This is a genomic window from Enterococcus sp. JM9B (assembly GCF_009933265.1).
Lineage (GTDB): Bacteria > Bacillota > Bacilli > Lactobacillales > Enterococcaceae > Enterococcus_C > Enterococcus_C songbeiensis.
Genome location: NZ_MAEK01000010.1, coordinates 25181 through 52083, shown reverse-complemented (window position 1 = coordinate 52083; position 26903 = coordinate 25181). Strand labels below are relative to the sequence as shown.

Here is a 26903-nt window from a genome sequence, read left to right as displayed (position 1 = left end):
TTTAGCCTTCTTTCACCACAAACAACGGTTGATTGTATTCCACTGTCTGTTCATTCTCAACGAGTATCGCGGTAATTTCTCCAGATACTTCACTGGTAATTTCATTCATTACTTTCATGGCTTCGATAATGCATAGAACTTCGCCTTTTTTCACCTGATCACCCAGTTTTTTAAATGCCGGTTTTTCTGGTGTTGGTTGCAGATAGACCACACCTACTAACGGTGACACGATTGATGTTCCCTCAGCTTTTGCCTCTTCGGTCACAATTGTTTCGGTAGTTTCTTCATGAGTAGATGTTGTTTGAAGTTGTGTGCCTCCAATTGCTGGTGTTTCCGCAGCTGGCGTTGCATAGAGTCGTTCTTTTCCAGATGACGTATTTTTATTAAAATAAAGTTCAAAATTGCCTTCTTTTAAATCAAATTCTGTTAAAGAGGATTGATCGAACTGATCTAATAACCCTTTGATTTCTTGAATATTCATTCGTCAGCCTCCCAACGTTTCAAACAAATAACTGCATTATGACCACCAAAACCTAACGAATTACTTAAAGCATAGGTCACATCTGCCGGTTGACTTTGATTTTTTACAACGTTTAAATCAATTTCGGGATCTTGTTGAGAAACATTGATTGTTGGTGGAATAAATTGATGCTCCAAAGCAAGCAGACTAGCAATAGCTTCAATTCCTCCAGCGGCTCCCAACAAATGACCGGTCATCGATTTTGTACTGCTGACATAGGTTTGACGGTAGGTTTCACCTAGTCCATATTGAATCGCTTTTGCTTCAGCAACATCATTTGCCGGTGTGCTTGTTCCGTGTGCATTTACATAGTCAACATCTGCTCCGGTGATTCCTGCTTCTGCCATTGCCAACTGAATCGCTTTACCTGCTCCCGAACCATCAGGATTTGGCGCTGTCATATGATACGCATCACAATTTGCTCCATACCCAACAATCTCGGCTAGTATGTTGGCTCCTCGTTGTTTGGCATGCTCGTAAGATTCTAACACCATGACTCCTGCACCTTCCCCCATGACAAAACCGCTGCGATTCGTATCAAAAGGAACTGAGGCCTTTGAAGGATCCGTTTCTTTTGTCAAAGCTGTCAAAGAAGCAAAACCGGCAATACCGATTTGATTGATGGATGCTTCTGCTCCTCCAGCCAGTATGACATCCGCATAGCCATGTTTAATGTTGCGGAAAGCTTCACCAATCGAATGAGTTCCTGAAGCACAAGCGGTTACGATGCTCGTACAAATTCCTTTTGCCCCCACTCGCAAAGCGATGTTTCCAGCCACCATATTGACGATTGACATAGGAACAAACATTGGTGATACTCGTTGTGAGCCTTTTTCAGACATTCGAATCACTTGATCTTGGATCGTTTGTAAACCACCGATTCCCGATCCTACAATGACACCAAAACGATCCGCATCAACATCTTCTTTGGTGAAATCTGCCATTGTCATTGCTTCTAAAGCTGCATACACACCGTATACGGAAAACATATCCATTCGTTTTGCATCTTTTTTTATAAAATATTTATCAAAAGGAAATTCCTTCACTTCTGCTGCTAAGCGAATACCCGTATCTGTTGCATCAAAGTGGGTGATTTCCCCAATACCGTTTTTTCCTTCTTTTAGACTTGTTAAAAAGGTCTCTGGATCGTTGCCGATAGGTGAAGCAACACCATATCCTGTGATTACTACTCGATTCATTCGTTTCTCCTCCTGTTAACCGTGCATGACTAGTCCGCCATCAACATTGATGACCTGTCCGGTAATATATGGGCTTCGGGCTAAGAAAAGTGCCGTGTTTGCCACATCCTCGACACCGCCGAATTTTTGTAGCGGAATATTTTCTGCAACCTGCTCTTTTACTTTAGCAGAAAGAACCTCTGTCATATCCGTAGCAATGAACCCGGGAGCTATCGCGTTGCAGGTAATCCCTCTAGCTGCCGCCTCTCTGGCAACTGATTTGGTAAATCCAACGACGCCGGCTTTGCTTGCCGCATAATTTGCCTGCCCTAGATTTCCAATCAAGCCCGAAACAGAAGCCATATTAATGATTCTTCCTTCTCGTTGCTTCATCATCTTTTTGATGACATGTTGCGTCATATTGAAGGTCCCCGTCAGATTGATACGGATGACCTTTTCAAAATCCTCTGCTGTCATACGCATCACTAGCTTATCATTAGTGATACCAGCGTTATTGATCAAGATATGGATCGGTCCTAGCGCTTCAATCGCATTGTCGATCATTTCACCGGCAGTATCAAAATCAGCAATGTCTCCCGATACACCAATACAACGAACGCCGTACGCTTCGATTTCTTGAATCAACTCGGATGAAATATCTCCCCGTCCATTTAAAATAATGTTCCCACCTGCTTGTGCGAAAGCTTTCGCAATACCTAAGCCAATGCCGCGGGTACTACCGGTCACAAATATATTTTTTCCCTGTATATCCATTACTTCCTCCTAGTCCAACTGCGCAATCGTCGCTGCCAAGGTTTCACTATCCTCAACTCGCAATAGATTGATCGAAGGATCGATTTTTTTAATAAATCCAGTCAGTACTTTTCCCGGACCGATTTCTACTGTTTGGGTAATTCCTATTTGCTTCAATGTCTCAATACTTTCATAAAAACGAACAGATGACATAACCTGCTGTTCCAACAACGACTTAATTTCTTCTTGTTTCATCACTTTTGCCGTTGTGTTACTAATTACTGGAATCTGCATCGCAGAAAAACGAATTCTTTCCAGCTCTTTTTTTAACTCATCAGCTGCCGGCTTCAGCAAGGGGGTATGAAATGGACCACTGACGTTTAACGGAATCATCCGCTTAACTCCGACTTCTTTTAGAAAATTTACAGCAGCGTCAACAGCTTCTACTTCTCCACCGATAACAATTTGCTGCGGTGTATTATAGTTTGCCGGTACAACAATTCCTACATTTGCTGCTTGTTGGCAACTTGCCTCAATCGTTTCAATTGGCGTATTCAAAACTGCCACCATTTTTCCTGTTCCTTTAGGTGCCGCTTTTGTCATGAACTTGCCTCGTTTTGCGACAAGGTCAACCGCTATTTCGAAATCCAGTGCGCCACTGGCAACTAGAGCGGAATATTCTCCAAGACTCAAACCGGCTACAGCATCTGCTTGGAATCCTTTTTCATTTAAGATCCGCCAAAAAGCAATGCTAACCGTCAAAATGGCCGGCTGTGTGTATTCTGTCTGGTGGATTCGATCACTTTCAAAACATAATTCAGCCATGTCATAGCCTAAAACCTCACTCGCTTGTGAGAAAGTCTGCCGAACGATTTTTTCTTGTTGATAAAGCTCTTTACCCATCCCTGGATATTGTGCTCCTTGCCCACTAAATAAAAAAGCTGTTTGCATATTCTTCTCCTTTAGCTACCTTTACGAAAATCAACGAACTGATTTCCTTATAATAGGAAGAAAGACTTCTTCCCATTATAAGAAAAGCTAGGCTATGGGCCTAGCCAGTCTCACCTTACGCTTGTTGTTTCTCTACGTATTTCACTAAATCTTCTACGGTTGTGATGCCTTCTTCTGTTTCAATTTTTACATCAAATTCATCTTCGATTTCGTTGATGATTTGGAACAAATCCAAGCTGTCTGCTTCTAAATCTTCTTGGATGTTGGTGTTCAATTTGATTTCTGCTGTTTCTTTCCCTAGTTCTTCTGCTACGATTTCTTGAATTTTTTCAAATATCATGTGTATAGTTCCTCCAATAATTAATTATTCGTCATTTTTATTGTAAACAGGTCTCTAAAGCTTTAGAAGGATGGCTCCGTATGTCAGACCGCCACCAAAACCTGAAAACACCACTGTTTGTTTACTACCTATAATCAAAGTGCCATTTGTCACAGCTTCATCCAACAATAAAGGAATACTTGCTGCTGAAGTGTTGCCGTATTTTTCCATATTTTGCAAAAATTTTTCACGAGGTTGTTTTAGTTTTCTGGCAACCTTGTCTAAAATTCGGGCATTCGCTTGATGGAGCAAGAAATAATCAATCTCTCTTTCTCCAATCACGTCTGCAATTTGTGCCACAACGGTCCGAGTTGCAAAATCAAAGATTTCTCTGCCAATCATTGTAAGATAAGGCGAAGAAGCTTTTTTTTCTGAATAAGGACTTTCGTTAGCTACAAAACCTGAAGTCAGGCAATCGGCTTTTTGACCATCTGCTTGTAATTTTTCCTGCAAAATCCTTGGTTGCTCTGTTGCTTCCAATAAGATTCCGGCAGCAGCGTCACCAAATAGCACCGCTGTTGATCGATCCTGCCAATCTAAAACTTTTGATAAAACCTCGCCCCCGATTACCAGTCCTTTTTTTCCACCGGTGCGAATCAATTTTTCTGCCATTGCCATCGCATAAACGAAACCAGAACAAGCGGCACTGATATCAAAAGCAAAGGCATTGACGGCTTGAATATTTCCTTGAACCTGACAGGCAACAGATGGTGTAGCAAAATCTGGAGTCATGGTAGCAACTAAAATAAAATCAAGCTCTTCCGGCAAGCAATCGGCTTTTCTTAAAATTCTTTTTGCTACCTCGGTACAAAGATCTGACGTATTTTCTGTAGTGACTACATGTCGCTCTTTGATACCAGTTCGGGAAAAAATCCATTCATCCGATGTATCCATGATTTCTGAAAGCTGCTGGTTGGAAATGATTTTTTCTGGAACATAGCTTGCGGTGGCAGTAATTTTTCCGTAACACTTCTTTACCTCGCTCATTTGTATTCCTGCAAGAAATCATGCAGATTTTTTAGCGCTTTTAAAAGTGCTGCTTCTTCCTCACTACTCATATCCTGCAATACTCCTTTGATCATTTGTCGATGAAAATACTGATGAACCCGAAAAAGCAGCTTTCCTTTTTTCGTTAGTCCCAGCTTTACCACTCGGCGATCATCTTCACTGCGAATCCGATCAACGTATCCTTTTTTTACCAAACGATTAATTGCTGTCGTCAGCGTTCCCACAGTAATGGATAATTCCTTGGCTACTTCCGAGGTCGTTTTCTTCTTATACATTCCAATTGCTTCGATCGTGTGCATCTCCGTAATGGATAAATCATTAAATTGTGATTTTTGTAATTCTGATTCTTCGATCGTAAGAATATCATTGAAGACACTTACTAAATAATCGTTGACTGTTTCTAAATTAGGTTCCACGGTTTCACCATCCAAAATACTTTGATTATCAAATCATTTGACTATCAAAATATATTATATGTTTTTACAAATTGCAAGTCCTTTTTAGAATTTTTTGCAATATCACATTAATTTTCAAGAATAATCATGGATTTTTAATTGAAAAAATTTTTGTTTCCTCAATCGTTTCCTAGAAAATTAGTTTGATATTCAAAACATTATTCGTAAAAAAAAGACGGAGCTTTCCTTGTTCTTTTTCCTTTTTTCTGTTATCTTCTTCCTATGAAAAATCTAAAACAACAAGCAGCGGCATTGCCGACAACGCCGGGAATTTATTTGATGAAAGATCAGCACGGCGGAATCATTTATGTTGGAAAAGCAAAAAATCTAAAAAAACGGGTACAGTCCTATTTTCGACACAACCCAAATCATTCCAATAAGGTTTTGCGGATGATTTATAATATTGCTTCTTTTGAAACGATTGATGTAGCGACTGAGCTTGATGCACTGTTATTGGAATGTCGATACATCCAACAATACCATCCTCTCTATAATCGCCAAATGAACTTTTATCAAAATTATCTTTATGTTGGAATTGTCGGTCATGAGATCCTTCTTTCAACAGAGTATCAGCCGAATTTTTTGGGACCATTCCGCCAATACAAACATCTGCCGGATATCCTCGTCAGCTTGAACGATACTTTTCTGTTGCCAAAAACTAATCCCCTCACTCGTTTGGCGGTAGAAAAACAAATTCCTCAAATCACTGACACTCCATTGAGCGAACGGCTAACAGAGGTGAAACATTTTTTTACTGGCGAACCAACGAGTTACTTTCATCTGCTTCACCAGCGGATGCTGCATGCCAGTGAACATCTGAATTTTGAACAGGCGCAACGATTGCAGGAGGAAGCCAATCAGAGCCAACGTTTTTATGACTCTTTGCTACGGAGAAATCAATTTTTAAAGCAACCACAAATTGAATTTTCCTTGCCGATTGCTGCGGAAAAAAGAAAATATTATCAAATCTCTTATGGTCGAATCGATCAAGCAATCATTGCAACTGAACCACCAACGTTTCCGCCAATTACTAAAGAGAAGAAACAATTAGAAAAATCCGAAGTCGATCCCACCGATATTTTGATCAGCTATTATCGCCGCTTTATCGAACCTCACAACCAAGCGATCCTAATTAATGAATAAAAAAAACCGACATTTTCAGCGCCAAACAGGTATCTGTTGGATTCTGAAAATCTCGGTTTTTCTAGTTGAATAAATGCAGATTGGTGACACTATTGAATCAGGTCGTAAATCTCCATTGCAACGATATCAATGTTATCAAATTGATAGCTTTGATGTGTATCTGCCTCAGTCAATTCAAAGGTTTCTGTTGCTTTATCGTATGTCACTGTACACTTCTCAACGCCTTCTTTTTCAAAACGGCGCACTTGTACCTCATTGTCGGTTGCTTCTGTCATCGCTTCAAGGCGTTTGATGATGGCAACTAATTGTGAACTTTTCATCCGAAAGCCTCCCTTTCTCCATTTCTGTTACATTGTATCAAAACAGACCTATGCTTGCATTGTTTTTTGGAAAAAAAACATGATTTTTTTAAATTTTCTAATCGTTCCACCATAGTTTAATCAGCGCTTGGGTTCCGTCATTTTCAAAGCCCTTGTCTGCAAGCTCTTCATAGAGTTTCGTTGCCAATTTGGTACTTGGCAGTTCCAACTTCATTTTCTTCGCCTCATCCAATGCAATTTTTAAATCTTTGATAAAATGTTTAACAAAAAATCCGGGAGAATAATCTGCTTTTAAAATGCGAGGACCATAATTGCTCATAGACCAATTGGCTGCACTGCCGCCGGCTAAAGTATCGATGACTTTAGGTAAATCCAGACCGGCATTTTTCGCATAAACCAACATTTCTGTCATTCCTGTCATAGTACCGGCAATCATGATTTGATTTGCCATTTTAGTGTGCTGTCCTTTACCGGGACCTCCATGCAGACTATAGGTTTTTCCGATTACTTCAAAAAGAGGCAATACTTTTTCAAACGTTTCCGAGCTACCCCCTACCATAATTGTCAACGTCGCATTTTTAGCGCCCAGATCTCCACCCGAAACTGGCGCATCCAAGCTTTCTGCTCCGTTTTCAATTGCGGTCTTTGCAATTCTTTCTGCTAAAGTCGGAGTGCTGGTAGTAAGATCCACCAGAACTTTTCCCGCAACATCTGTTTGAAAAATACCTTTTTCACCATAATAAATTTCTTCCACATCTTTTGGATAACCTACCATGGAAAAAACAAAGTCGCTTGCTGCTGCAATTTCTTTCGGTGTATCTTTCCATACTGCACCTTTTGCAACCAAATCATCCGTCTTGCTTTTTGTTCGATTAAATACTGCTAATTCATGGCCGGCTGCCAGCAAATGTTCAACGATCGCATGCCCCATGACGCCCGTTCCAATAAAACCAATCTTCATATCCATTCCTCCAATCAAAAAAATTCACACTCTTAGTATACGCTAAAAGTGTGAAGATGTGTCGCAGAATGTTTACATCGATGACTTTCTAAAAGCACGAAGTTTAACCTTGATTTTTTGGATTGAAGGCTCCGTTTCCTTCTCCAATTCACGGGAATGATAATAGGCAATCATGTCGTTATAAAAATCAAGCATCGATTCACCAAAATGAGTAGCCGAAATTTCGTAAAGTTTTGTTTCCAGCACTTGATCGTTGCCGGGAATTTTTTGATTGATATAATCGATCAAAGAATCCGCAAAGTCTTCCTCTGAAACAAAGGTCATACCCAGCGAAGGATCATCGATCAGATTGTTCAAATAATCGTTACCTTCCACGACAAGAGGCGTTCCCGCTGCCATCGCCTCTGTATAGGTCAGACCTTGTGTTTCCGACGTAGATGTGCTGACAAAGTAATCTGCCGCATGATAAAACAAGGCAGTTTCTTCATTCGGTACTTCTCCGGTAAATTGAACCACTTCACTTAATCCCAATGTTTCAACCAATTCCCGTAATTTTTCTAAATAAGGACCTTTCCCAACTACAACTAAACGGGCTTGCGGTAACTGACGAATGACTTCTGGAAAGCCATGAATAATAGCTTGAATATTTTTTTCATAAGAAATTCGGCTTAAAGATAAAATCATCAGTTGGTCTTGAGCAATTCCCAAATGTTCTCGGACAGTTTTCCGCATGTCTTCCGTAATATCAGGACGTTCAAATTTTTCAATTTCAATGCCGGTGGGAATCACCCGCATTGGCGAGGTCACACCATATGAACGCAACGTATCAATCACCCGTTCACTTGGGCAGACGACACCTGTTGTGTGGTTGGCAAAAATCCGAGAGAAATATTTTACATGGGAAGGGCGCAATACTTTGCCTTTTGCTACATAATGCAAATAATCTTCGTACATGGTGTGGTAGGTATGGATCACAGGAATCTTCAATTTTTTTCCAACCATTTTTCCCAACATTCCTGCACCAAATTCTGTGTGGGTATGAATCAAGTCCAGTTCTAATTCCTTAGCGATAAGATAGGCATACCACATGCCACGAACAACGATTCGTCGATCCTTGAACGAAACAAACGGTACACTTGGCATTCGGATAATATCTTCTTCCATTTCCTTCGCATTCGGGTCAGTTGTTGTAAAAATATATACTTCATGCCCTTTATGCTCCAGTTCATCCTTCAATGTTTTGATCGATGTCGCAACACCACTGACCTGCGGAAAATAGGTATCCGTAAAAAATCCAATTTTCACTTTACTTCCTCCAAACTACATAACAGTTTCATTTTCCAAAACCTGTTCATAAACAGCTTTCAATTCCTCACCGATTTTTCGAATACTCTTACCTTTAGCTGTTTCATACCCTGCCAAAGAAAGATCCGGTACTTTCTGTTCAACGATTTCTTCAATTCGATTAGCAAATTCCTGATTATCTTTTGCCATGTAACAGTTTTGTTCATTTTGCAGCCAGCCTTTGTAGACGGGAATATCCCGAACTAAAACCTTCTGCTTACTTGCCAGTGCTTCTAAAACCACGATACCTTCCGTTTCTTCATAGGAAGGAAAGAAAAAGAGATCTGCACCAGAATATGCGCCTTGGATAATCTCTCCCTGAATATAACCAGGGAAAAGAACGTTATCAGGATGATCTTCCTTTACGATATTTCGAATATTTTTCGGAATCGTGTACATTGGCACATGACCAAACCAGATGAAAAGGTACTCAGGAAATTGTTTGGCTAACTCGACAAAATCAACGATTCCTTTTCGCTCAAAGAACAAGCCCACTGAAATAATAACTTTTTGCTCTGGTGATAAATGAAAATATTCGCGGAATTTTTGTTCTTTCTCTGGATCAGGTGCATATTTTTCTAAATCAATACCGTTTGAAATCGCAGCAATTGGCACGGTCAACCCGTATCCTTCCAGTAATTCTTTGGAATAGGGTGTTGGTGTAATCAATTGATCGGCTTTTGAATATAAGCTGACTAAATATTTTTTATAAATAGGTGATACTTGATTGGAACCGATGAAAGAGTTTCGAAAATCCTCTTCGGTTGAATGGGCATGGTAAATAACTTTTTTACCTGCACGACGAGCTTTGCTTACCATATTATAACTATTGACACCGTATGTGTTGATGTGCAAAATATCATAATCTTCATCATGAGGGTCACAGGTATATTCCACCCCAACCTCACTTAATGCTCGCTTTTGGTGGGATAATGCTCGACCAATCCCTGATTTTTCAAGCATCTTTTCTCCTTCGAAATAAAGTAATACCTTCAAAGAGAATATCCTCCTTGTTCTTTTTCTGGTTGAAATTTTTTTCAAAATTTCTTCCGATTTTCACGCCGTATATCATTCCACTAGGATTCTTGAAATAAGTGGAACTGACATCCTTGTTCTTTTTCTGGTTGAAATTTTTTTCAAAATTTCTTCCGATTTTCACACCGTATATCATTCCACTAGGATTCTTGAAATAAGTGGAATTGACATCCTTGTTCTTTTTCCGATTGACATTTTTTTCAAAATTTCAACCAGTCGTCATGTCATACCAGCATTTCATTGAAATACTGAAAACGGTAAAAACAAGCTTTTCCATCTGGCGTTACAAACATTATAGCACAGCAAGGGCAAATGTATCTCCAACTATAGACCTAGATTTGCTGGAAAACACCTTACAAATTTGATAGATTGGGTGCCCTTTAAAAAAACAAAAAGAAGAGCAACTTTGCGAATTTACAAAGTGCTCTTCCTCTTTTTGAAAAATCTATTTTACGTATTGTTCAACTAAAGCAACAACTTCTTCAAGTGTGTCACATTCTTTCAACGCACGATCAGCAAGCTCTTGCATATCAGTAGTTGTCAAACGTTTCATCAAGCTACGAGTCTTCAAGACTGAAGTCGCACTCATTGAAAATTCATCTAAGCCCATTCCTACTAACAATGGTACCGCTGTTTGATCTCCTGCCATTTCGCCACACATTCCAGCCCATTTACCTTCTGCATGTGCTGCATCAATTACATTTTTGATTAAACGTAAAATTGAAGGATTATAAGGTTGGTATAGGTACGAAACGCGTTCGTTCATCCGGTCAGCCGCCATTGTGTATTGAATCAAATCATTGGTTCCAATACTGAAGAAATCAACTTCTTTTGCGAATTTATCTGCTAAAACAGCAGCCGCAGGAATTTCGATCATAATCCCAACTTGGATCGTATCCGAAACAGTTACACCTTCGCTAATCAATTTTTGACGTTCTTCATTGTAGATTTTTTTCGCAGCGCGGAACTCTTTCAATGTTGCCACCATTGGGAACATAATCCGTAAATTGCCGTGCGCAGAAGCACGCAACAACGCACGCATTTGTGTACGGAACATATCGTCTCCTAAGTCGGATAAACTGATACGCAACGCACGATAACCCAAGAATGGATTCATTTCATGAGGCAATTGCAGATAAGGAAGCTCCTTATCCCCACCGATATCCATCGTACGAACAACAACAGGTTTGTCTCCCATGCCTTCCAATACAGCTTTATACGCTTTGTATTGGTCGTCTTCAGTAGGAAAATCAGCAGAATCCATGTATAAGAATTCTGTACGATACAAACCGATTGCTTCTGCGCCGTTATTACGTACGCCTTCTAAATCTTTTGGCGTACCAATATTAGCAGCTAATTCAAAATGTTTGCCATCAGCAGTGACTGTTTTTGAATTTTTTAGTTTTTCCCATTCTGCTTTTTGAGCAGCATAGTCTTCACCAATTTTAATAAATTCTGCTTTTTGATCTTCAGTAGGGTCAATGATAACGTCCCCTTCGATCCCATTCACAGCTAAAATATCGCCAGCTTTGACTTTGGCAGTAATTTCTTTTGTTCCCACGATTGCAGGAATTTCTAAAGAACGAGCCATAATCGCAGAGTGCGAAGTACGTCCGCCGATATCCGTTACGAATGCTTTAACAAAGTTACGGTCTAATTGTGCCGTATCACTTGGAGTCAAGTCATGCGCCACGACAACAACTTGTTCGTTGATCATTGAAGGATTTGGTAGAGAAACTCCTAACAAATTCGCCAAGATCCGTTTTGCAACGTCACGAATATCTGCTGCGCGTTCTTGCATGTAAGCATTGTCATCCATCGCTTCGAACATACCGATATACATGTCGGTAACATCTTTCAATGCTGATTCAGCATTGACTTTGTTATCTTTCACGTTTTGCTTGATTTGACCAACCATTTCTGGATCACTAAGAACCATCAAATGGGCATCAAATACTTGCGCTTCTTCTTCACCGAGACTTTGCGCTGCTTTTTCCCGAATTTGAGTCAATTCATCGGTAGACTTTGCCAAAGCGTCGTCTAATCGTTTTTCCTCAGCGTCAGTATCTTCTACTGAAACTTTATTGAAGGATAAATCCGGTTGAACTAGCAGGTAAGCTTTTGCAACGGCAACTCCGTCACTTGCGGCGATCCCTTTTAGCATTTCAACCATTATTCAGATAATCCTTCTTTCTTCATTGTGTCAACGATTGCTGCCATTGCGTCAGCTTCGTCAGCACCTTCAGCAGTGATGGTAACGTCTGATCCTTGGCCAACGCCTAAAGACATAACGCCCATGATTGATTTTAGGTTCACTGATTTGCCTTTGTATTCAAGGTTGATATCAGAGTTGAATTTGCTAGCTGTTTGAACTAATAAGGTAGCTGGACGTGCGTGGATTCCAGTTTCTGCTACTACATGAAAGTCTTTCTTTTCCATAATTGATTGATCTCCTTTATTAAACAAAGTTTTTTGTTAGGGTTTTTTCTGCTTTCTACAACGTAAAAAAAGACATCTAAAAAATTCCCTTTCAATTGTAAAGATTACCATTTTTTTGCCAATCTTACAACCGTTTTCTACCAATTTACATTGTTTATTCATTGGTCTAGCCTTGATTTTTCTGATAACGGTAAATAATCCTGCCATTTAAGCCGGCTTCCCCGACAAAAGCGGTACGGTCTTCGCATTTTAACCATGCTTCTCGAAAAATTAAAAATTCTGCTTGCTCAACGATAATTTCTGAAAGGTCGCCGCTGCGAAGCTGCTGCAACTGGCCTTCATATGGATTTTCAACCATTGACGCACCTCCTCACCTGTCACTATTTATATAGTATACTTGTTTTTCATTTTTCGACAATTGTCAAAGAGCAAATAGTTGCATCTTAAGCAAAACTTGGTATAATAAAAATCAAAGGTCAAAGATGGTCAGTGAAAGTATTTCCATTTTTTGATCTTCTATTGAGTTTATCTTTTTACGAAACGCAGGATTCGCGTTAAAATTAATTCGTAGTAAAAACGGTATGAAAGGTCGTGACTATTCTATGCTTTGTCAAAATTGCGGCAAAAATGAAGCAACGATCCATTTATACGCAAATGTAAATGGTCAGAGAAAACAGCTTGATTATTGTCAAAGCTGTTATCAAAAATTAAAAAATCAAAAAGGAAGCCAACAAAATATGATGCAACAAGATCCATTCGGGTTTGGCAGTCTTGATGATTTGTTCCGACAAATGTCTCGGCAAATGCAACAAAACGGTGCTCCCGAACAAACACCCCCCACTCAATTCGGCGGTGGCAATAACTTTAACGGTGGACAACCTCCACAAGGAAATCGGCAAGCCAATGGACTGCTGGGAGAATATGGAATCAACATTACAGAACAAGCTCGTCAAGGAGACATTGATCCAGTCGTTGGACGGGATGAAGAAATTCAACGAGTGATTGAGATCCTTAACCGCAGAACCAAAAACAATCCCGTTTTGATTGGCGAACCCGGTGTCGGTAAAACGGCAGTTGTTGAAGGTTTCGCTCAAAAGATTGTCAATGGTGATGTCCCACAAAAATTAATGGACAAAGAAGTGATTCGTTTAGATGTCGCCTCACTTGTTCAAGGAACAGGTATCCGTGGGCAATTTGAAGAACGGGTTCAAAAATTGATTGAAGAAGTCAAACAGGCAAAAAATGTTATCCTATTTATTGATGAAGTACACGAAATCGTTGGTGCTGGTTCTGCCGGCGACGGAAATATGGATGCAGGAAATATTTTAAAACCTGCTTTAGCTCGTGGCGAATTGCAAATGGTAGGTGCTACAACGTTAAACGAATATCGAATTATTGAAAAAGATGCAGCCCTAGAACGTCGGCTTCAACCCGTTCGTGTGGAGGAACCTTCTGTAGAAGAAACCATCACAATCTTAAAAGGATTGCAACCTCGTTATGAAGACTATCACCATGTTAAATATACGGATGAAGCAATCGAAGCTGCTGCTGTTTTATCTAATCGGTATGTTCAAGATCGTTTCTTGCCGGATAAGGCCATTGACTTGTTGGATGAAACCGGCTCGAAAAAGAATTTGACGATTCAAATGATCGATCCAAAAGTTATCGAAAAGAAATTAGCCGATGCCCAAACCCAAAAACAACAAGCCTCACAAGAAGAAGATTTTGAAAAAGCCGCGTATTATCGCGACCAAATCAACAAACTTCAAAAAATGAAAGAAAAACAAATCAGTGACGAAGAAATACCAGTCATCACCGAAAAAGACATGGAACAAATAGTAGAAGCTCGAACGGGTATTCCAGTCGGTGAGCTGAAAGAAAAAGAACAAACACAATTGAAAAATTTGGCTACTGACCTAAAAGCTCATGTCATTGGACAAGAAGATGCGATCGATCGTGTGGCAAAAGCCATTCGTCGAAATCGTGTAGGACTTGGGAAACAAACTCGACCAATCGGTTCCTTCTTATTTGTCGGACCGACTGGCGTCGGAAAAACAGAATTGGCCAAACAATTGGCATATGAATTATTCGGCTCAGAAGAATCCATGATTCGTTTCGATATGTCTGAATATATGGAAAAACACAGTGTTTCTAAATTGATTGGTTCTCCTCCTGGCTATGTTGGTTATGAAGAAGCTGGACAATTGACCGAAAAAGTTCGTCGTAATCCTTACAGTTTGATTTTATTAGATGAAATCGAAAAAGCTCACCCAGATGTATTGCATATGTTCCTGCAAATTTTGGATGACGGTCGTTTGACGGATGCACAAGGTCGCACTGTCAGCTTTAAAGATACCTTGATTATTATGACAAGTAATGCCGGTACCGGAAAAGTGGAAGCCAATGTTGGCTTCGGAGCAGCCCGTGAAGGAATTACTCGATCCGTTTTAGGACAATTAAATAATTACTTCACACCAGAATTCTTGAACCGTTTCGATGGCATCGTGGAATTCAAGACACTTTCAAAAGAAGACTTGTTGACGATTGTCAATTTGATGCTTAACGATGTAAACAAAATGTTGAGTGCTCAAGGAATCCATATTGATGTACCAAAAACTGTTCAAGAAAAATTAGTTGACTTAGGTTACAATCCAGCAATGGGTGCCCGCCCTCTTCGCCGAACGATTCAAGAACAAATCGAAGATGGTGTAGCGGAATACTATTTGGATCATCCAAAAATCAAAAACTTAAAAGCAAAATTGACCAAGGATGGCAAAATCGAAGTAGTTGCTAAAAACGTTCCTAAAGAAAAAACTACGGAACCAGAAACAAAAGAATAAGTAAAAAGGCAAGCCACTTTTCATCAAGTGCTTGCCTTTTTTTACTTAAAATAGAAGGATGTATAAATAGGAAACTATTCTACTGTTTTTTTGATGTTTTTTTTCAGAATAAGGATTATCCCTTTCCAATTTCTCAAAAAAAAATATATAATAGACTTAATCAAAGGTACACTACGAGGGGTGAAAAAAATGAAATTAATCAATGTAACCAACAGCCATTCTCGCATGGTCAAAAACCAACTTGAAAATACAGATGCTGAGTTAGTTAAAGTTTATACCGATGGAAATACTACCGTTGTGTACACCGTTGCCCCATCACATAATGAAATTCTTTTAATTAACAAAAAGCGTAATCTGCGTTCTTCAGAAATCCATGAAGTAAAGGAGTATTTCTTGAAAAAAATGCCCACCGGCTCTTATTATAAAGATTCGATTCAAGTCATCGAGATGCCCGGCTTGGTTGAAATTTCTATTAAAAAACCAGTGCTCACCGAAAAAACTGCCAGTCTGTAATTTGTCCATTCGTCTAAAAGCTGATTTAAAGATCAGCTTTTTTTATACCCTATTCTCTAAAAAGTTGCCTTTAAAGAAAACAAGAAGAAACGCCTGACTAAAAGCACGTTTCCCCTCTTTTCTTCGCTGAAACCTTGCTCCTGTTTAGGGAAGAATCTATGCTAAGTTTAGCATAGAGAACTTTTTTATTGAAGTGTTTTTTTACATTGAGCATGTTTTTTTAACTGATTTATTAAATTTTTTAGATTGGGAGAGGAACAACATGAATCGTTTAGAGGGACAAAAAAAGTTTGCGGAAAAATCCACCATTCGTTCCAGCGAATACAATCGTATCAACACGAACGGAACACAAGGCAGCAATCCAATTCAAAAAGGAAATTCTTTACTTTCCTTTAATCCAAAAAGTTGGCAAACAAATGGATTGGGTTTTTGGCTGATTAGTGTTGCTTTTGGTATACTCTTTTTCTTGCTTATTCCTCCATTAGGCAAACACATCTTCAGCAATACTTTTTACTACGGCACAGCATATTTATTTTTGTCTCTCTTACTTTCCGTCGGACTGGCTTTGTTGGTGAGAATGGTTCTAATATGGATGAGTAGGAAGAAATAGGTGTACCCTTCTTCCTGATAGATACTTCACTCAAAATGAGGATGATTGCTAGAAGTATAATCCATCTACGTTATAATAAAAATAAAAACGGGAGGACATACCTATGGCAAGACCAAAAACAAAAGCGGAGCTAATCCAAACAGGAACTGAAGAATACGAGAAATTACTCGCACTAATCAATTCTATTCCAGAAAAAGATGTAGACGGTGTATTTCGTTTTGATATTGAAAAAGAAAAAGGAGCCCACTGGAAAAGAGACAAAAATATTCGAGATGTACTCGTTCATCTGTATGAGTGGCATAAATTACTTATAGACTGGGTATCTGCGAACCAGAAAGGTGTAGAAATGCAGTTTTTAAAAGAAGGCTATAACTGGAAAACTTATGGAGCAATGAATCAGGTATTTTGGGAAAATCATCAGGAAACCTCCTATGAAGATTCTCTAAACTTACTGACAGACAGCCATTCACAGGTAATGAACCAGATAGAAACTTTCTCAGAGGACGAATTATTTTCTAAAGGAGCCTTCAAATGGGTTGGCGGCAGCACTTTAGGTAGTTATTTTGTATCGGCCACTTCAAGTCATTACAATTGGGCAAGTAAAAAAATCAAAAAATATAAGAAGTCTTTGACGGCATAATCTTTTTTAAATACAGAGCTTAAACTGATGATTATCTCTCTTCATCCTTTTCAGTCCAAAAGCTCTTTTTTAAAGCCCTTTTATTTGTTTTCTCCCGAGACTATCCAAATTAAAAATAAAAAATTTCACCATCCATTTATTTTTTTATTTATAAGCTAAACTAGTAACAACTAAATAAGAAAAAAGAATTGCTAATGATCCCCATATTATTAGTCTTGAAAATTGTTTTTCCTGATAGGCTCTTACTGAAAAATAAAGAAAGAATAAAGCAAAACTCCCAGGAAACATAGTGTCCAGGTTTAATTCTGTAAAATACTCGACAATTATAATCAATCCCACGATAAAAGCAAATAAAATCATTACACCGTTATCTATTTTCGTCCTTTTCACTCCAATCCCTCCATTTCTAAAGCACCTTTTCTTCAAACGTTAAATAAGCAAATGACAAACTTAGAATGGCAAATCCAACCAGACGAAACATCGATTCTTCTTTTTGAGCTTTCAATGTTTGATAAAAAAAATAAACAGAAAAAATTCCGGTAAAAATCCAACTAAGGTCCATATTTTTAGACTCTTGAACAACCAAAATCGATATAAAGCTAAAGATAAAAACTCCGTTTGAAATCCATTGTTTCTTTGTTTTTTCCAAATTTGACGCCCCCTACTCCTAAAAAATACTTGTCCATAGAATATAGGCTGAAACAAATGCCGAGATTCCAAACAAAAATAAACGAAGAACTGATTTTTCCTGATACGCCCTAATTGTATAATAAAAAGCATTAACCATTAAAATAGCTATAAACACCAGCGTCAAATCCATATGTTGAAATTTTTGAATCAAAAAGAGTCCCGCAAAGCTAATAAAAATCAAAATGCTGATAGTGGTATTTTTTTTTTCGTTTTCCATTATAGTTCCCTTAGCTTATTTTTTTACATCATTATATCCTATTTCCTTTAAAAAGGCTATCAATCATTGCATCGTCAAAAAAAGCCCCTTCCCACCATTTTCAGATAGGAAAGGACCTCTTCGCACTTAAAACACCTCATACTAATTTTGACATTTCATTTTTTACATCAAACTCTTTAACTTAACTTTTGGATACTTATCCGCAAACCAGCGTTCCGCAAATTGATTTTCAAACAAGAACAGTGGTTGGTCAAAGCGATCCTTCGCCAGAATATTCCGGCTAGAGCTCATGCGTTCATCCAAATCGGCTGGATCGATCCAGCGAGCGATTTTATGCCCCATTGGTGTCATGATTACTTCAGCGTTGTATTCATTTTTCATCCGATATTGGAAGACTTCAAACTGCAATTGTCCGACTGCCCCAATGATGTATTCTTCCGTCAAGTAAGTTTTATACAGCTGAATGGCGCCTTCTTGCACCAGTTGGTAGATTCCTTTGTGGAAGGATTTTTGCTTCATCACATTTTTTGCAGAGACCCGCATAAATAATTCCGGTGTAAACGACGGTAATTCTTCATACGCGACCTTCAATTTGCCTTCGTAGAGAGTATCCCCGATTTGATAGTTTCCTGTATCGTAAACCCCAATGATATCACCGGCAACCGCTTCTTCGATATTTTCTCGTGTGTCTGCCATAAATTGCGTCACGTTGCTTAACTTCATTTTTTTATCTGTTCGTTCTAAAAAGACATCCATTCCCCGTTCAAATGTTCCTGAACAAATACGAACAAAAGCGATCCGATCTCGGTGAGCTGGATTCATATTGGCTTGGATTTTAAAAACAAAACCTGAAAAATCAGCTTCATAAGGACTGATTTCTTCGCCATCCATCGTTTGATGCCCGTATGGAGATGGCGCAAATTGCAAGAAGGTTTCCAAGAAAGTTTGTACACCAAAATTAGTCAATGCAGAGCCAAAGAAAACCGGTGTTTGTTTTCCTGTTGCAACTTTTTCTGGATTGAATTCATCTCCTGCTTCCTTCAACAACTCAACTTCTTCCAATACCTGTTGGAAAACGCCACTTTGTTGCAAGGGATGATCTTCAGGAATCGCTCCTGCTTCATCCAGAGGAACAAACCGCTTTTCAGGAGTTTCTGGTCGGTACAATTCTACCCGCTGATTATGGATATCATAGAGACCGGCTAATCCTTTTCCCATACCGATTGGCCAATTCATCGGATAGGATTCGATATTCAGCAATTCTTCTAATTCTTCCAATAAATCTAAAGGTTCACGACCGTCACGATCCAGTTTATTGATAAAAGTAAAAATCGGGATTCCGCGTTTTTTTACAACTTGAAATAATTTTTTTGTTTGGGCTTCGATCCCTTTGGCGCTGTCAATCACCATCACAGCACTATCCACAGCCATCAGCGTACGATAGGTATCTTCTGAAAAGTCCTCATGTCCTGGAGTATCCAGAATATTGACGCGTTTTCCATTGTAATCAAATTGCATCACCGAGCTGGTTACAGAAATCCCCCGTTGTTTTTCAATTTCCATCCAGTCAGATTTTGCAAAATTCCCGGTCTTTTTTCCTTTGACCGTTCCAGCTTGACGAATCGCTCCGCCAAATAAAAGCAATTGTTCCGTAATTGTCGTTTTCCCCGCATCCGGGTGGGAAATAATCGCAAAGGTGCGGCGACTATCGACTTGTTCTTTTAATTTAGGATTGTCCATTTTTTTCATTCCTTTTCACTGATCTTTATCTATCATTCCTGCGTCGCATTTTTTCAACTAGGATAGTATAGCATGGATAGCAGGGGATTTCCAAAACTGTTTTCTTTCTCCTACTATTTTTTCCGAATAAAAGGAGCAAGACCAAGTGGCTCGCTCCTCCATTTTACCTATTTAGTCTTCTGTAAACTTTCTTTCATCTGCGGGGTTCATCTTCTTCAAAATCTTTACGAAAATGCCGGCGTTCTTCCTCTGGATCTACGTCGGTTTCCTCTGGATGAAAGATTGCTCGAATTTTAAGAACTCGTGAACCTTCCATTTCTTCAGAAATTAAAGTGACATTATCTACGTTGAAGGATAATTTTTCTCCTTCATCAGGAATCGTTCCTAACGCAGTGATCAAATATCCTGCCATTGTATCCACATCGCTCATATGCAGATTTGTTCCAAAAAGTTCATTGAATTCATCAATCAGCATACGACCTTGGATCATATATTCATTTTCATCAATTCGTTCATAAAGATTTTCAACTTCATCGGATTCATCATCAATCTCGCCAACAATTTCTTCCAACAAGTCCTCTAAAGTCACGACACCGACAACGCCACCGTATTCGTCCAGCAAAATCGCCATTTGGTTTTGAGTACGCTTCAGTTCATAAAGCAAATCATCGATAAAAACAGTTTCCGGCATGAAAAGCGGCTCTTGCAAAATCTTATGCAGATCCAATGCTTCAAACCCAACTTCATAGGCTGCCTTTAACAAGTTTTTCGTGTGCAGCACCCCGATTACTTTATCTTTATCTTCTTCATAAACAGGAATTCGTGAATAACTCTCAGCTAAAATTTCTGAGACGATTTCGTTCACAGAATCATCAATATCCACCATAAATGCATCCGTTCGCGGAACCATCACTTCTCTAGCAACTTTTGTGTCTAATGAAAAAACGCCTTGAAGCATTTCCCGTTCTTCATCTTTCAGTACGCCTTCTGTTTCCAACATATAACGCATCTCGTCACGGGTCATTTTTCCATCTTCGTCATCAAATTCCATTGGCGTGATTCGTGCTAACAAACTTGTTGAAGCTGAAAGCAACCAAACGAACGGTTTTGTGACTTTTCCCAGAAAACGAATGACGCCTGAAGTAAACGAGGCAACTTCTTCTGATTTATTCAATGCAATTCGTTTCGGATATAGCTCGCCAAAAACGATTGAAATATAGGTCAATATCGCAAGAACGATGATACTAGCAATATTTTTTGCCCCAGGGATATCTCCTAATACCGGCGCCAAGCGTGTCGCCAATGTATCTGCTAATGAAGCCCCTGACAAAATAGTTACCAATGTAATTCCTACCTGAATAGTTGAAAGAAAATTGGTTGGATCTTCTAATATCTTCAGTAGTTTTTGTGACTTGATATTTCCTTCTTCGGCTTTTTGCTCCACCCGATTTTTGTTAACGGAAATCAGTGATATCTCCGATGCTGCAAGAAAGGCATTGATCAACGTAAGAACAATTAGTAGTAAAATTTGCGCTAAAAGCGACTGACTCTCCGGGTCAGCATTCATAATAGCAATCTCTCCTTATTTTTAAACAATTTTCTAGAAAAAAAGCGTGGCAAGTGCCACGCTAAAATCGTATCACAAAGCGATTTTCTTTGCAATAAAAACCCTATAGCTGTAAATCACTGCTATCAGTGATTTTGTCATGATTTTCTTTGATACGGTCTGCTTTTACCAATCGAATGATAAAAATAATAATCGTACGGCAAATCGCATAAAAAGGAATTCCTAAGAATATTCCCAACAATCCAGCAATATTCCCTGCTACCAATAAGACTAAGATGATTGTCAACGGATGAATTGCCAAAGATTTGCCGATAACATTTGGATATATCACATTCCCGTCGATTTGTTGAACAATGATTACAACCACCGCACACAAAACAGCTCTTAATGGATCATCAAAGACGGTTGCCAGTACCGCAGGCAATAATCCTAAGTAAGGACCAAGATAAGGAATCAGATTCGTGATTCCCGCAATCACACCGAACAGAAAGGCATAATCAACACCGACAATCAAATATCCGATAAACGTGAAGGTGCCGACAAAAACACATTCAATTGCTTGACCGCTGATATAATTAGACAGCGTTTGGTGCAGTTGACCCAATAAGTCAACGATTTGTGCCCGACGTGTTTCAGGAAAGAACCGTTGAATATTCGGTACTAAACGATCTCCATCTTTTAACATATAGAAAAGAATAAACGGTACCGTCACAATCGTTACCGTCGCAGATGCAATCGTTCCTACGATTGAACCTAAACTTGTTGAAAGACCACTCAAGAATTTTTGAATGATGGATGAATAAGAAATATCCATTTTTTCGATTTGTTCTACGATATTTATCTGACTGAAAATTGGATTATCTGCGAGCTTCATACCCCAAGTCTGCATGTTTTCCACAAAATTTGGGATATTTGATGCCAAGGAAGAAATTTGACTTACCAAATTTGGAATCACACTTAAAATCATCCAGACGATAACCCCAACCAACAAAATAAAAACGAGGATAATGGCAAAAATCCGCTTTATTTTCGTATACTTTATCAAGAAGTTGACAATCGGATTTAAGACATAGTAGAGAAATCCCCCCACCAGAATCGGTACAAACAAGGTTCTAAAAAATGTACCAATTGGTTGAAACAAAAAATTTATTTTTGTTGAAACAAAAACCAACGTCGCTAAAATCAGCAACTCAAGCGACCAAAACATTAATTTTGAATTTTTTAATTTATCAAACAAGGCCATCCCTCCCTCATTTTCATATTATAACCTAACTTGCAAAAAACAGCTTCTTTTTCTCTCGATTTAGACAAGTTATTTTGCAGATTGTTAAACTTTGGGTATACTACTATCGAGGTGAGTGGAGTGACCGTTGTCCAAACAAAAGATACCATGAGTCAAATTTATCTTGATGCTGTTAAAATTCGTCATCAAGTCTTTGTAAAAGAACAAGGCGTACCATTAGAAAGAGAAATCGATAAAGATGAAGCCTATGCAATCCATTTCGTGCTTTATGAGGAAGGTCAGGCGTTAGCAACCGTCCGTTTATTGCCGCTAAATGAAACAACCTTGAAACTGCAACGCATGGCCGTTCGCAAAGATGCCCGTAAAAAAAATTTAGGCAAGCAGGTGATCACAGAAGCAGAAAAATTTGCTAAGCAACAGGGATTTTCTATGATTCAATTGGGGGCACAACTGCCCGCAGAGCCCTTCTATGAAAAAATGGGGTATCACAAATATGGGGAAGTTTTTCTTGATGCAGGTATGGAGCATATCGCAATGAAAAAAAACCTATAAAAAAATGAGAAAAACCGCAAATAGTTTTTCTCATTTTTCTATTCTCCCATTCCAAATGGAAAATAGTTCTGTCCAAATTTTTCAACACCAGAAAGAATCGCTGCCGCAACTTTTTCCCGGTATTCCTCGGTATTGATTTGAGCCAGATCCTGATCAGAATTCATATAGCCGAGTTCCAGCAACAAACTGGGAACATAGGATTCACGAATCACCAGATAATTTCCTTGACGAATCCCATTATTTGTCAAATCAATCTGTTTTGCCAATTCTTGATTGATTGTTTCCGCAAAAGATTTCATTTTTTCATAATAATAGTAGGTCGTAAAACCAGACATCACATTTGCATAATCATAGTTATCATAATGAAGACTCAGAAATAAGTCAGCATTTTTTTCCAAACTGATTTGAGTGATATCTGTTAATTCAAGGTACGTATCTTTTGTACGTGTATAAACCACGTTAATTCCGGCAGCTTCTAAAACTTTTCCCACTGTTTGTACAGTTTTAAGTGTCAAATCTTTTTCATTCAATACGCCATCTGAGCTAGTCGCTCCCGTATCGGAACCACCATGACCAGCATCCAGTACTACTGTTAATTCTTTACTTTCTGTACGAGTCACTTCTTTTTCTTTGCTGTTCTCTTTCGGGATATACCCTTTATTTCCCTTATTCGTCTGAATATAGATCCTATCTCCCTCGGTTCCTAAATAATTGGTCCATTCACCACGATGGATTTTTTCCAAGACGTTGCTTTGACTGTTAGGTTCCTCCTGTAATGGAACAAAATCATTTTCCGTAACCGTCGTCGTGTCGTATAATTCTGGCGCAACATATACTTGAACCAAATTTTCAGTCACCTTTTCTTCAGGAATCTCCGTAACAGATTCACTGGTGTTCGTTTCATAAACACTGGAGTCAGTAGTCGGTGCTTCTATTTTTTGCCATCCCAAACTAAAGACTACAGCCACTAAAAGTAAAAAAATAATGAATAAATAATATTTTTTCTTATTATTTTTATGTTCTTCCATATACCAACCTGCTTTTCCTTAATACATTTATTGTACCTTAACTACCTTAACTTTGTCTTAAACAAACTATTTCACTTTCAAAGTTAATTATGAGAAAAAAGCAATAAAAAACAGCAGACCTTAAAGATCTGCTGTTTTTTATTTACGTGACAATTGCTTGTAGCGGTTATACCAAATATCAATATAGCCTTCTGAGAATGGTCCTTTGCCATTATTGATCCAGTCTACTAGAATTTTGACATTTTCTTTTAATACATAGTCAATATCATCCGGATAATGCATGATTTTACTGTGAAGCTCATACTCATCCACATCCAATAAACGTTTTTCACCATCTGGAAAGACCTTGATATCCAAATCATAATCGATATATTTCAAGGCTTCTTCATCCATCAAATAAGGTGAAGCTAGATTGCAATAATAGGAAACCCCCTTTTCTCTAATCATTGCTATTACATTAAACCAGTATTTTTTATGAAAATAAACAATTGCTGGTTCGCGTGTTACCCAACGACGACCATCGGATTCAGTCACTAACGTGTGATCATTCACACCAATCATTGAGTATTCACTAGTTTTCAATACCATTGTATCGCGCCACGTTCGATGCAAATTGCCATCATGTTTGTAACTTTGTATGGAAACAAACTCTCCTTCTTTAGGAATTCGCATAGCTACCCTTCCCTCAGCAGACACACTGCATTTGTTTGGGTGTTCATTACACCGACATCGTAAACATTATAGCAATAAATCAATGGTTTGCCTAGAAATCTTTATCTGATAAATGATTTTTCTTCAATTGTTCTACTAATTTTTGCTGTGGCTTAGGAAAAACGTATTTCTCAAAGTCGCTCATTGCAGCAAAACGCTGATTTTCATTGACTTCCTTTTTTCCTGTTCGCCCATAAAACAGTAAGACATGCCATTTTAAATGACTAAAAATATGTGTAATTTCGCCTAAATGCCGCTTTTGCCAAACCACCTCTTCTTCAAAAATATCCGGTAACAATTGATCTTCTGCCACAAAAAGAGAAAGTTGATTCATTGATTTTTTTGACCAGGTAGCTTCAAGCTGCCGGTATTCTTTTTCCGTCACTTCCATCATCGGAAAAGTCCACATGGAAGCCAATAGACCGGTTGCTGGTCGTTGTTGCAATAAATATTTTCCAGTAGGATTTTCTAGGGCCGTCGCAATATAATAAACATCCTTAGGCTTAGCCTTTTTGGTTTTAACTGGAAAATCAGTTTGACGATTCTCTTGGTAAGCCAAACAAAAATCCTTCAACGGACATGCAGCGCAATCAGGAGACGTTGGTGTACAGATGCTCGAGCCTAAATCCATCAAGGCTTGATTGAATTCTCCCGGTTCATCAGGATCAATGATTTTTCTCATAGCATCCTCAAAGAAATGACGACTGCTGGCCTTTGCGATATCCGCATCGATTTCAAATAAACGACTGACCACCCGCATCACATTACCGTCGATTGCCGGTTCCGGTAACCCAAAGGCAATGCTGGCAATCGCACCGGCTGTGTACGGTCCAATTCCCTTCAATGTACGAATCTCATCAATGGTCGTCGGCATTTTTCCATCATATAATTCAACAATCTGTTGGGCAGCAATTTTTAAATTTCGTGCCCGTGAATAATAGCCCAGTCCTTCCCAGACTTTTAAAAGTTTTTGTTCCTCAGCCTCTGCTAAATCCTGAATAGTAGGAAATAATTCCATGAAACGATAATAATAATCGATTACCGTATCCACACGGGTTTGCTGAAGCATAATCTCCGATATCCAGATAGCATAAGGATCCGTTGTCGCCCGCCAAGGAAGATTTCGTTTTTTATCATGATACCATGTCAAAAATTCTTGTCGCAGCTGACTGATTTCAGCTGCGGATAGTTCCGTTTTCTTAGTCATCTTCTAATCCTTTTTCTTCTAAAAATCGCTGGATTTCATCTAGCTGAAACCCTTTTTGAAACAGGCCTTGTTTGACCTTATTTTCCCGCTCACGTTGCGCTTTACGTTGGTGCCGTCGCCATAGCCGTTCTCCTTCTTTTACAAGGGCATCATATTCTTCATCCGATTCCTTTTCTAACGCTAAATCCTCCATTGTAAGAGAGATACTGTCGCCAGAAAAACCTTTTTGCATTAATGCAGTACGAATTTTTTGGATCGTTTCTTTGTGACTCTTTCCATGAATTCGCCGTAAACTTTTTTCAGCCACATGCTTAGCTACCTCTAGTTGCTGATCAAAGGTGTACAAATGAAGAACTTCTTCAATCAAATCCTCAGACAGCCCCTTTAATCGTAATTGCTGCTTAACAACAGTGGGGCCTTTATCCGAAGTACGCATCTGCGTACGAACATAACTCTCCCCATAGACCCGATCATCAACAACCTTTAATTCTTTTAATCGTTGAAGGATTGTATCACGGTCATGCGCTTCAATTTCTTTTTCTTTAAGATAACTTCGAACTTCTTTTTCTGAACGTAACTGATAACTAATATAGTTCATCGCCAATTGTAGGCCCAAATCATATCCAGTACTCTTTTTGACCTTTTGAAATTCTTCTTCTGAAAGCTCCATTCCCTTTAATAAACGGTAGCGAACCAATAAATCTTCCGAAACCCGCAATGCTTCTCCGTTTGAAAACTCTACTTTATAAAAATTTCCTTTACCTTTACTGATTCGTACGATCGTGATCATAGTGTCCTCCTTACGAACATATATTCTAGTTTACCACAAAAAAGAACTTTCTCCGACAATTCTATGGTA

Annotated in this window: 30 protein-coding genes; 6 read left to right on the top strand and 24 right to left on the bottom strand. The window is 38.8% G+C overall.

Translation table 11 applies throughout. The features are described from left to right. Position 1: 1 nt before the first annotated feature. From accB to fabT, 7 genes are all read right to left on the bottom strand, one after another. Positions 2 to 481: an acetyl-CoA carboxylase biotin carboxyl carrier protein gene (gene accB / locus BAU16_RS03365; RefSeq protein ID WP_048603044.1), complete on the bottom strand. Its 480-nt coding sequence runs from the start codon at positions 479 to 481 to the stop codon at positions 2 to 4. After that, the gene (gene fabF, locus BAU16_RS03360) at positions 478 to 1719 is read right to left on the bottom strand and encodes a beta-ketoacyl-ACP synthase II (protein WP_048603045.1); all 1242 of its coding nucleotides are present in this window, start codon (positions 1717 to 1719) and stop codon (positions 478 to 480) included. Before fabF ends, accB begins: the two co-directional genes overlap by 4 nt. A gap of 15 nt (positions 1720 to 1734) precedes the next feature. Further along, positions 1735 to 2472: a 3-oxoacyl-[acyl-carrier-protein] reductase gene (gene fabG / locus BAU16_RS03355; protein ID WP_048603046.1), complete on the bottom strand. Its 738-nt coding sequence runs from the start codon at positions 2470 to 2472 to the stop codon at positions 1735 to 1737. Positions 2473 to 2481: 9 nt separating this feature from the next. After that, positions 2482 to 3402 (bottom strand): ACP S-malonyltransferase, encoded by a 921-nt coding sequence (fabD, locus tag BAU16_RS03350; RefSeq protein ID WP_137605901.1) that lies wholly within the window; start codon positions 3400 to 3402, stop codon positions 2482 to 2484. Between the two features lie 115 nt (positions 3403 to 3517). Beyond that, a complete protein-coding gene (locus tag BAU16_RS03345) occupies positions 3518 to 3742 on the bottom strand; it encodes an acyl carrier protein (RefSeq protein ID WP_048603048.1) in 225 nt (74 codons plus the stop codon). Between the two features lie 54 nt (positions 3743 to 3796). After that, positions 3797 to 4768, bottom strand: a complete 972-nt coding sequence (locus BAU16_RS03340) for a beta-ketoacyl-ACP synthase III (RefSeq protein ID WP_048603049.1) — start codon at positions 4766 to 4768, stop codon at positions 3797 to 3799. Then, entirely contained in the window at positions 4765 to 5205 is a 441-nt protein-coding gene (fabT, locus tag BAU16_RS03335; protein WP_048603050.1) for a fatty acid biosynthesis transcriptional regulator FabT, read from the bottom strand. The genes BAU16_RS03340 and fabT overlap by 4 nt, the downstream gene beginning before the upstream one ends. A 261-nt stretch (positions 5206 to 5466) precedes the next feature. Here fabT and BAU16_RS03330 point away from each other — a divergent pair, with 261 nt between their 5' ends. Beyond that, entirely contained in the window at positions 5467 to 6387 is a 921-nt protein-coding gene (locus tag BAU16_RS03330) for a GIY-YIG nuclease family protein (protein ID WP_137605902.1), read from the top strand. An 89-nt stretch (positions 6388 to 6476) separates the two neighbouring features. On the opposite strand, the gene BAU16_RS03325 is transcribed toward BAU16_RS03330, so the two are convergent. The 7 genes from BAU16_RS03325 to BAU16_RS03295 all read right to left on the bottom strand — a co-directional run bounded on the left by BAU16_RS03325 (position 6477) and on the right by BAU16_RS03295 (position 12844). Then, the gene (locus BAU16_RS03325) at positions 6477 to 6707 is read right to left on the bottom strand and encodes a YkuJ family protein (RefSeq protein ID WP_048603052.1); all 231 of its coding nucleotides are present in this window, start codon (positions 6705 to 6707) and stop codon (positions 6477 to 6479) included. 97 nt (positions 6708 to 6804) lie between these two features. Then, complete coding sequence (locus BAU16_RS03320) at positions 6805 to 7668, bottom strand: NAD(P)-dependent oxidoreductase (RefSeq protein ID WP_048603053.1); 864 nt, start codon at positions 7666 to 7668, stop codon at positions 6805 to 6807. A 72-nt stretch (positions 7669 to 7740) separates the two neighbouring features. Beyond that, the gene (locus BAU16_RS03315; RefSeq protein WP_137605903.1) at positions 7741 to 8973 is read right to left on the bottom strand and encodes a glycosyltransferase family 4 protein; all 1233 of its coding nucleotides are present in this window, start codon (positions 8971 to 8973) and stop codon (positions 7741 to 7743) included. A gap of 15 nt (positions 8974 to 8988) precedes the next feature. Beyond that, positions 8989 to 10008, bottom strand: coding sequence for a glycosyltransferase family 4 protein (locus BAU16_RS03310; protein WP_048603055.1), 1020 nt, complete (start codon positions 10006 to 10008; stop codon positions 8989 to 8991). A gap of 484 nt (positions 10009 to 10492) precedes the next feature. Next, positions 10493 to 12220, bottom strand: coding sequence for a phosphoenolpyruvate--protein phosphotransferase (gene ptsP / locus BAU16_RS03305; protein ID WP_137605904.1), 1728 nt, complete (start codon positions 12218 to 12220; stop codon positions 10493 to 10495). Then, positions 12220 to 12486, bottom strand: coding sequence for a phosphocarrier protein HPr (locus BAU16_RS03300; RefSeq protein WP_048603058.1), 267 nt, complete (start codon positions 12484 to 12486; stop codon positions 12220 to 12222). The genes ptsP and BAU16_RS03300 overlap by 1 nt, the downstream gene beginning before the upstream one ends. A gap of 166 nt (positions 12487 to 12652) precedes the next feature. Next, the gene (locus tag BAU16_RS03295; protein WP_048603059.1) at positions 12653 to 12844 is read right to left on the bottom strand and encodes a hypothetical protein; all 192 of its coding nucleotides are present in this window, start codon (positions 12842 to 12844) and stop codon (positions 12653 to 12655) included. 244 nt (positions 12845 to 13088) lie between these two features. On the opposite strand from BAU16_RS03295, the gene BAU16_RS03290 reads away from it, so the two are divergent. The 4 genes from BAU16_RS03290 (at position 13089) to BAU16_RS03275 (ending at position 17089) form a co-directional block, all read left to right on the top strand. Next, positions 13089 to 15326, top strand: coding sequence for an ATP-dependent Clp protease ATP-binding subunit (locus tag BAU16_RS03290; RefSeq protein WP_202621232.1), 2238 nt, complete (start codon positions 13089 to 13091; stop codon positions 15324 to 15326). Between the two features lie 189 nt (positions 15327 to 15515). Then, positions 15516 to 15839, top strand: a complete 324-nt coding sequence (locus tag BAU16_RS03285) for a DUF1827 family protein (RefSeq protein WP_048603062.1) — start codon at positions 15516 to 15518, stop codon at positions 15837 to 15839. A gap of 262 nt (positions 15840 to 16101) precedes the next feature. Continuing rightward, entirely contained in the window at positions 16102 to 16449 is a 348-nt protein-coding gene (locus BAU16_RS03280) for a hypothetical protein (protein WP_048603063.1), read from the top strand. Positions 16450 to 16552: 103 nt separating this feature from the next. Further along, positions 16553 to 17089, top strand: a complete 537-nt coding sequence (locus BAU16_RS03275) for a ClbS/DfsB family four-helix bundle protein (RefSeq protein WP_048603064.1) — start codon at positions 16553 to 16555, stop codon at positions 17087 to 17089. A 144-nt stretch (positions 17090 to 17233) separates the two neighbouring features. On the opposite strand, the gene BAU16_RS03270 is transcribed toward BAU16_RS03275, so the two are convergent. The 6 genes from BAU16_RS03270 to BAU16_RS03245 all read right to left on the bottom strand — a co-directional run bounded on the left by BAU16_RS03270 (position 17234) and on the right by BAU16_RS03245 (position 22540). Further along, positions 17234 to 17479 carry a hypothetical protein gene (locus BAU16_RS03270; protein ID WP_048603065.1) on the bottom strand — a complete coding sequence of 82 codons (246 nt, stop codon included), beginning with the start codon at positions 17477 to 17479 and terminating at the stop codon, positions 17234 to 17236. 16 nt (positions 17480 to 17495) lie between these two features. After that, positions 17496 to 17738 (bottom strand): hypothetical protein, encoded by a 243-nt coding sequence (locus BAU16_RS03265; RefSeq protein ID WP_048603066.1) that lies wholly within the window; start codon positions 17736 to 17738, stop codon positions 17496 to 17498. An 18-nt stretch (positions 17739 to 17756) separates the two neighbouring features. Further along, positions 17757 to 17996, bottom strand: coding sequence for a hypothetical protein (locus BAU16_RS03260; RefSeq protein WP_048603067.1), 240 nt, complete (start codon positions 17994 to 17996; stop codon positions 17757 to 17759). 162 nt (positions 17997 to 18158) lie between these two features. Beyond that, positions 18159 to 19736: a peptide chain release factor 3 gene (locus tag BAU16_RS03255; RefSeq protein WP_161526414.1), complete on the bottom strand. Its 1578-nt coding sequence runs from the start codon at positions 19734 to 19736 to the stop codon at positions 18159 to 18161. Between the two features lie 193 nt (positions 19737 to 19929). After that, positions 19930 to 21303 carry a hemolysin family protein gene (locus BAU16_RS03250; protein ID WP_048603069.1) on the bottom strand — a complete coding sequence of 458 codons (1374 nt, stop codon included), beginning with the start codon at positions 21301 to 21303 and terminating at the stop codon, positions 19930 to 19932. A gap of 103 nt (positions 21304 to 21406) precedes the next feature. Beyond that, entirely contained in the window at positions 21407 to 22540 is a 1134-nt protein-coding gene (locus BAU16_RS03245) for an AI-2E family transporter (protein ID WP_048603159.1), read from the bottom strand. 126 nt (positions 22541 to 22666) lie between these two features. Here BAU16_RS03245 and BAU16_RS03240 point away from each other — a divergent pair, with 126 nt between their 5' ends. Beyond that, positions 22667 to 23098, top strand: coding sequence for a GNAT family N-acetyltransferase (locus BAU16_RS03240; RefSeq protein WP_048603070.1), 432 nt, complete (start codon positions 22667 to 22669; stop codon positions 23096 to 23098). 38 nt (positions 23099 to 23136) lie between these two features. Here BAU16_RS03240 and BAU16_RS03235 read toward each other — a convergent pair whose 3' ends face one another. The 4 genes from BAU16_RS03235 to recX all read right to left on the bottom strand — a co-directional run bounded on the left by BAU16_RS03235 (position 23137) and on the right by recX (position 26834). After that, the gene (locus BAU16_RS03235; protein ID WP_161526413.1) at positions 23137 to 24126 is read right to left on the bottom strand and encodes an N-acetylmuramoyl-L-alanine amidase; all 990 of its coding nucleotides are present in this window, start codon (positions 24124 to 24126) and stop codon (positions 23137 to 23139) included. A gap of 138 nt (positions 24127 to 24264) precedes the next feature. Next, entirely contained in the window at positions 24265 to 24798 is a 534-nt protein-coding gene (ntdP, locus tag BAU16_RS03230) for a nucleoside tri-diphosphate phosphatase (protein ID WP_048603072.1), read from the bottom strand. Positions 24799 to 24889: 91 nt separating this feature from the next. Continuing rightward, entirely contained in the window at positions 24890 to 26044 is a 1155-nt protein-coding gene (mutY, locus tag BAU16_RS03225; RefSeq protein ID WP_137605738.1) for an A/G-specific adenine glycosylase, read from the bottom strand. Further along, positions 26037 to 26834 carry a recombination regulator RecX gene (recX, locus tag BAU16_RS03220; protein ID WP_137605739.1) on the bottom strand — a complete coding sequence of 266 codons (798 nt, stop codon included), beginning with the start codon at positions 26832 to 26834 and terminating at the stop codon, positions 26037 to 26039. The genes mutY and recX overlap by 8 nt, the downstream gene beginning before the upstream one ends. Positions 26835 to 26903 lie beyond the last annotated feature (69 nt).

Excerpts from the sequence above, each read along its gene's own strand:
- accB (WP_048603044.1), bottom strand. The coding sequence starts at position 481 with ATGAATATTCAAGAAATCAAAGGGTTATTAGATCAGTTCGATCAATCC.
- fabF (WP_048603045.1), bottom strand. The coding sequence starts at position 1,719 with ATGAATCGAGTAGTAATCACAGGATATGGTGTTGCTTCACCTATCGGC.
- fabG (WP_048603046.1), bottom strand. The coding sequence starts at position 2,472 with ATGGATATACAGGGAAAAAATATATTTGTGACCGGTAGTACCCGCGGC.
- fabD (WP_137605901.1), bottom strand. The coding sequence starts at position 3,402 with ATGCAAACAGCTTTTTTATTTAGTGGGCAAGGAGCACAATATCCAGGG.
- BAU16_RS03345 (WP_048603048.1), bottom strand. The coding sequence starts at position 3,742 with ATGATATTTGAAAAAATTCAAGAAATCGTAGCAGAAGAACTAGGGAAA.
- BAU16_RS03340 (WP_048603049.1), bottom strand. The coding sequence starts at position 4,768 with ATGAGCGAGGTAAAGAAGTGTTACGGAAAAATTACTGCCACCGCAAGC.
- BAU16_RS03330 (WP_137605902.1), top strand. The coding sequence starts at position 5,467 with ATGAAAAATCTAAAACAACAAGCAGCGGCATTGCCGACAACGCCGGGA.
- BAU16_RS03325 (WP_048603052.1), bottom strand. The coding sequence starts at position 6,707 with ATGAAAAGTTCACAATTAGTTGCCATCATCAAACGCCTTGAAGCGATG.
- BAU16_RS03320 (WP_048603053.1), bottom strand. The coding sequence starts at position 7,668 with ATGAAGATTGGTTTTATTGGAACGGGCGTCATGGGGCATGCGATCGTT.
- ptsP (WP_137605904.1), bottom strand. The coding sequence starts at position 12,220 with ATGGTTGAAATGCTAAAAGGGATCGCCGCAAGTGACGGAGTTGCCGTT.
- BAU16_RS03300 (WP_048603058.1), bottom strand. The coding sequence starts at position 12,486 with ATGGAAAAGAAAGACTTTCATGTAGTAGCAGAAACTGGAATCCACGCA.
- BAU16_RS03295 (WP_048603059.1), bottom strand. The coding sequence starts at position 12,844 with ATGGTTGAAAATCCATATGAAGGCCAGTTGCAGCAGCTTCGCAGCGGC.
- BAU16_RS03290 (WP_202621232.1), top strand. The coding sequence starts at position 13,089 with ATGCTTTGTCAAAATTGCGGCAAAAATGAAGCAACGATCCATTTATAC.
- BAU16_RS03285 (WP_048603062.1), top strand. The coding sequence starts at position 15,516 with ATGAAATTAATCAATGTAACCAACAGCCATTCTCGCATGGTCAAAAAC.
- BAU16_RS03280 (WP_048603063.1), top strand. The coding sequence starts at position 16,102 with ATGAATCGTTTAGAGGGACAAAAAAAGTTTGCGGAAAAATCCACCATT.
- BAU16_RS03275 (WP_048603064.1), top strand. The coding sequence starts at position 16,553 with ATGGCAAGACCAAAAACAAAAGCGGAGCTAATCCAAACAGGAACTGAA.
- BAU16_RS03260 (WP_048603067.1), bottom strand. The coding sequence starts at position 17,996 with ATGGAAAACGAAAAAAAAAATACCACTATCAGCATTTTGATTTTTATT.
- BAU16_RS03255 (WP_161526414.1), bottom strand. The coding sequence starts at position 19,736 with ATGGACAATCCTAAATTAAAAGAACAAGTCGATAGTCGCCGCACCTTT.
- BAU16_RS03250 (WP_048603069.1), bottom strand. The coding sequence starts at position 21,303 with ATGAATGCTGACCCGGAGAGTCAGTCGCTTTTAGCGCAAATTTTACTA.
- BAU16_RS03235 (WP_161526413.1), bottom strand. The coding sequence starts at position 24,126 with ATGGAAGAACATAAAAATAATAAGAAAAAATATTATTTATTCATTATT.
- ntdP (WP_048603072.1), bottom strand. The coding sequence starts at position 24,798 with ATGCGAATTCCTAAAGAAGGAGAGTTTGTTTCCATACAAAGTTACAAA.
- mutY (WP_137605738.1), bottom strand. The coding sequence starts at position 26,044 with ATGACTAAGAAAACGGAACTATCCGCAGCTGAAATCAGTCAGCTGCGA.
- recX (WP_137605739.1), bottom strand. The coding sequence starts at position 26,834 with ATGATCACGATCGTACGAATCAGTAAAGGTAAAGGAAATTTTTATAAA.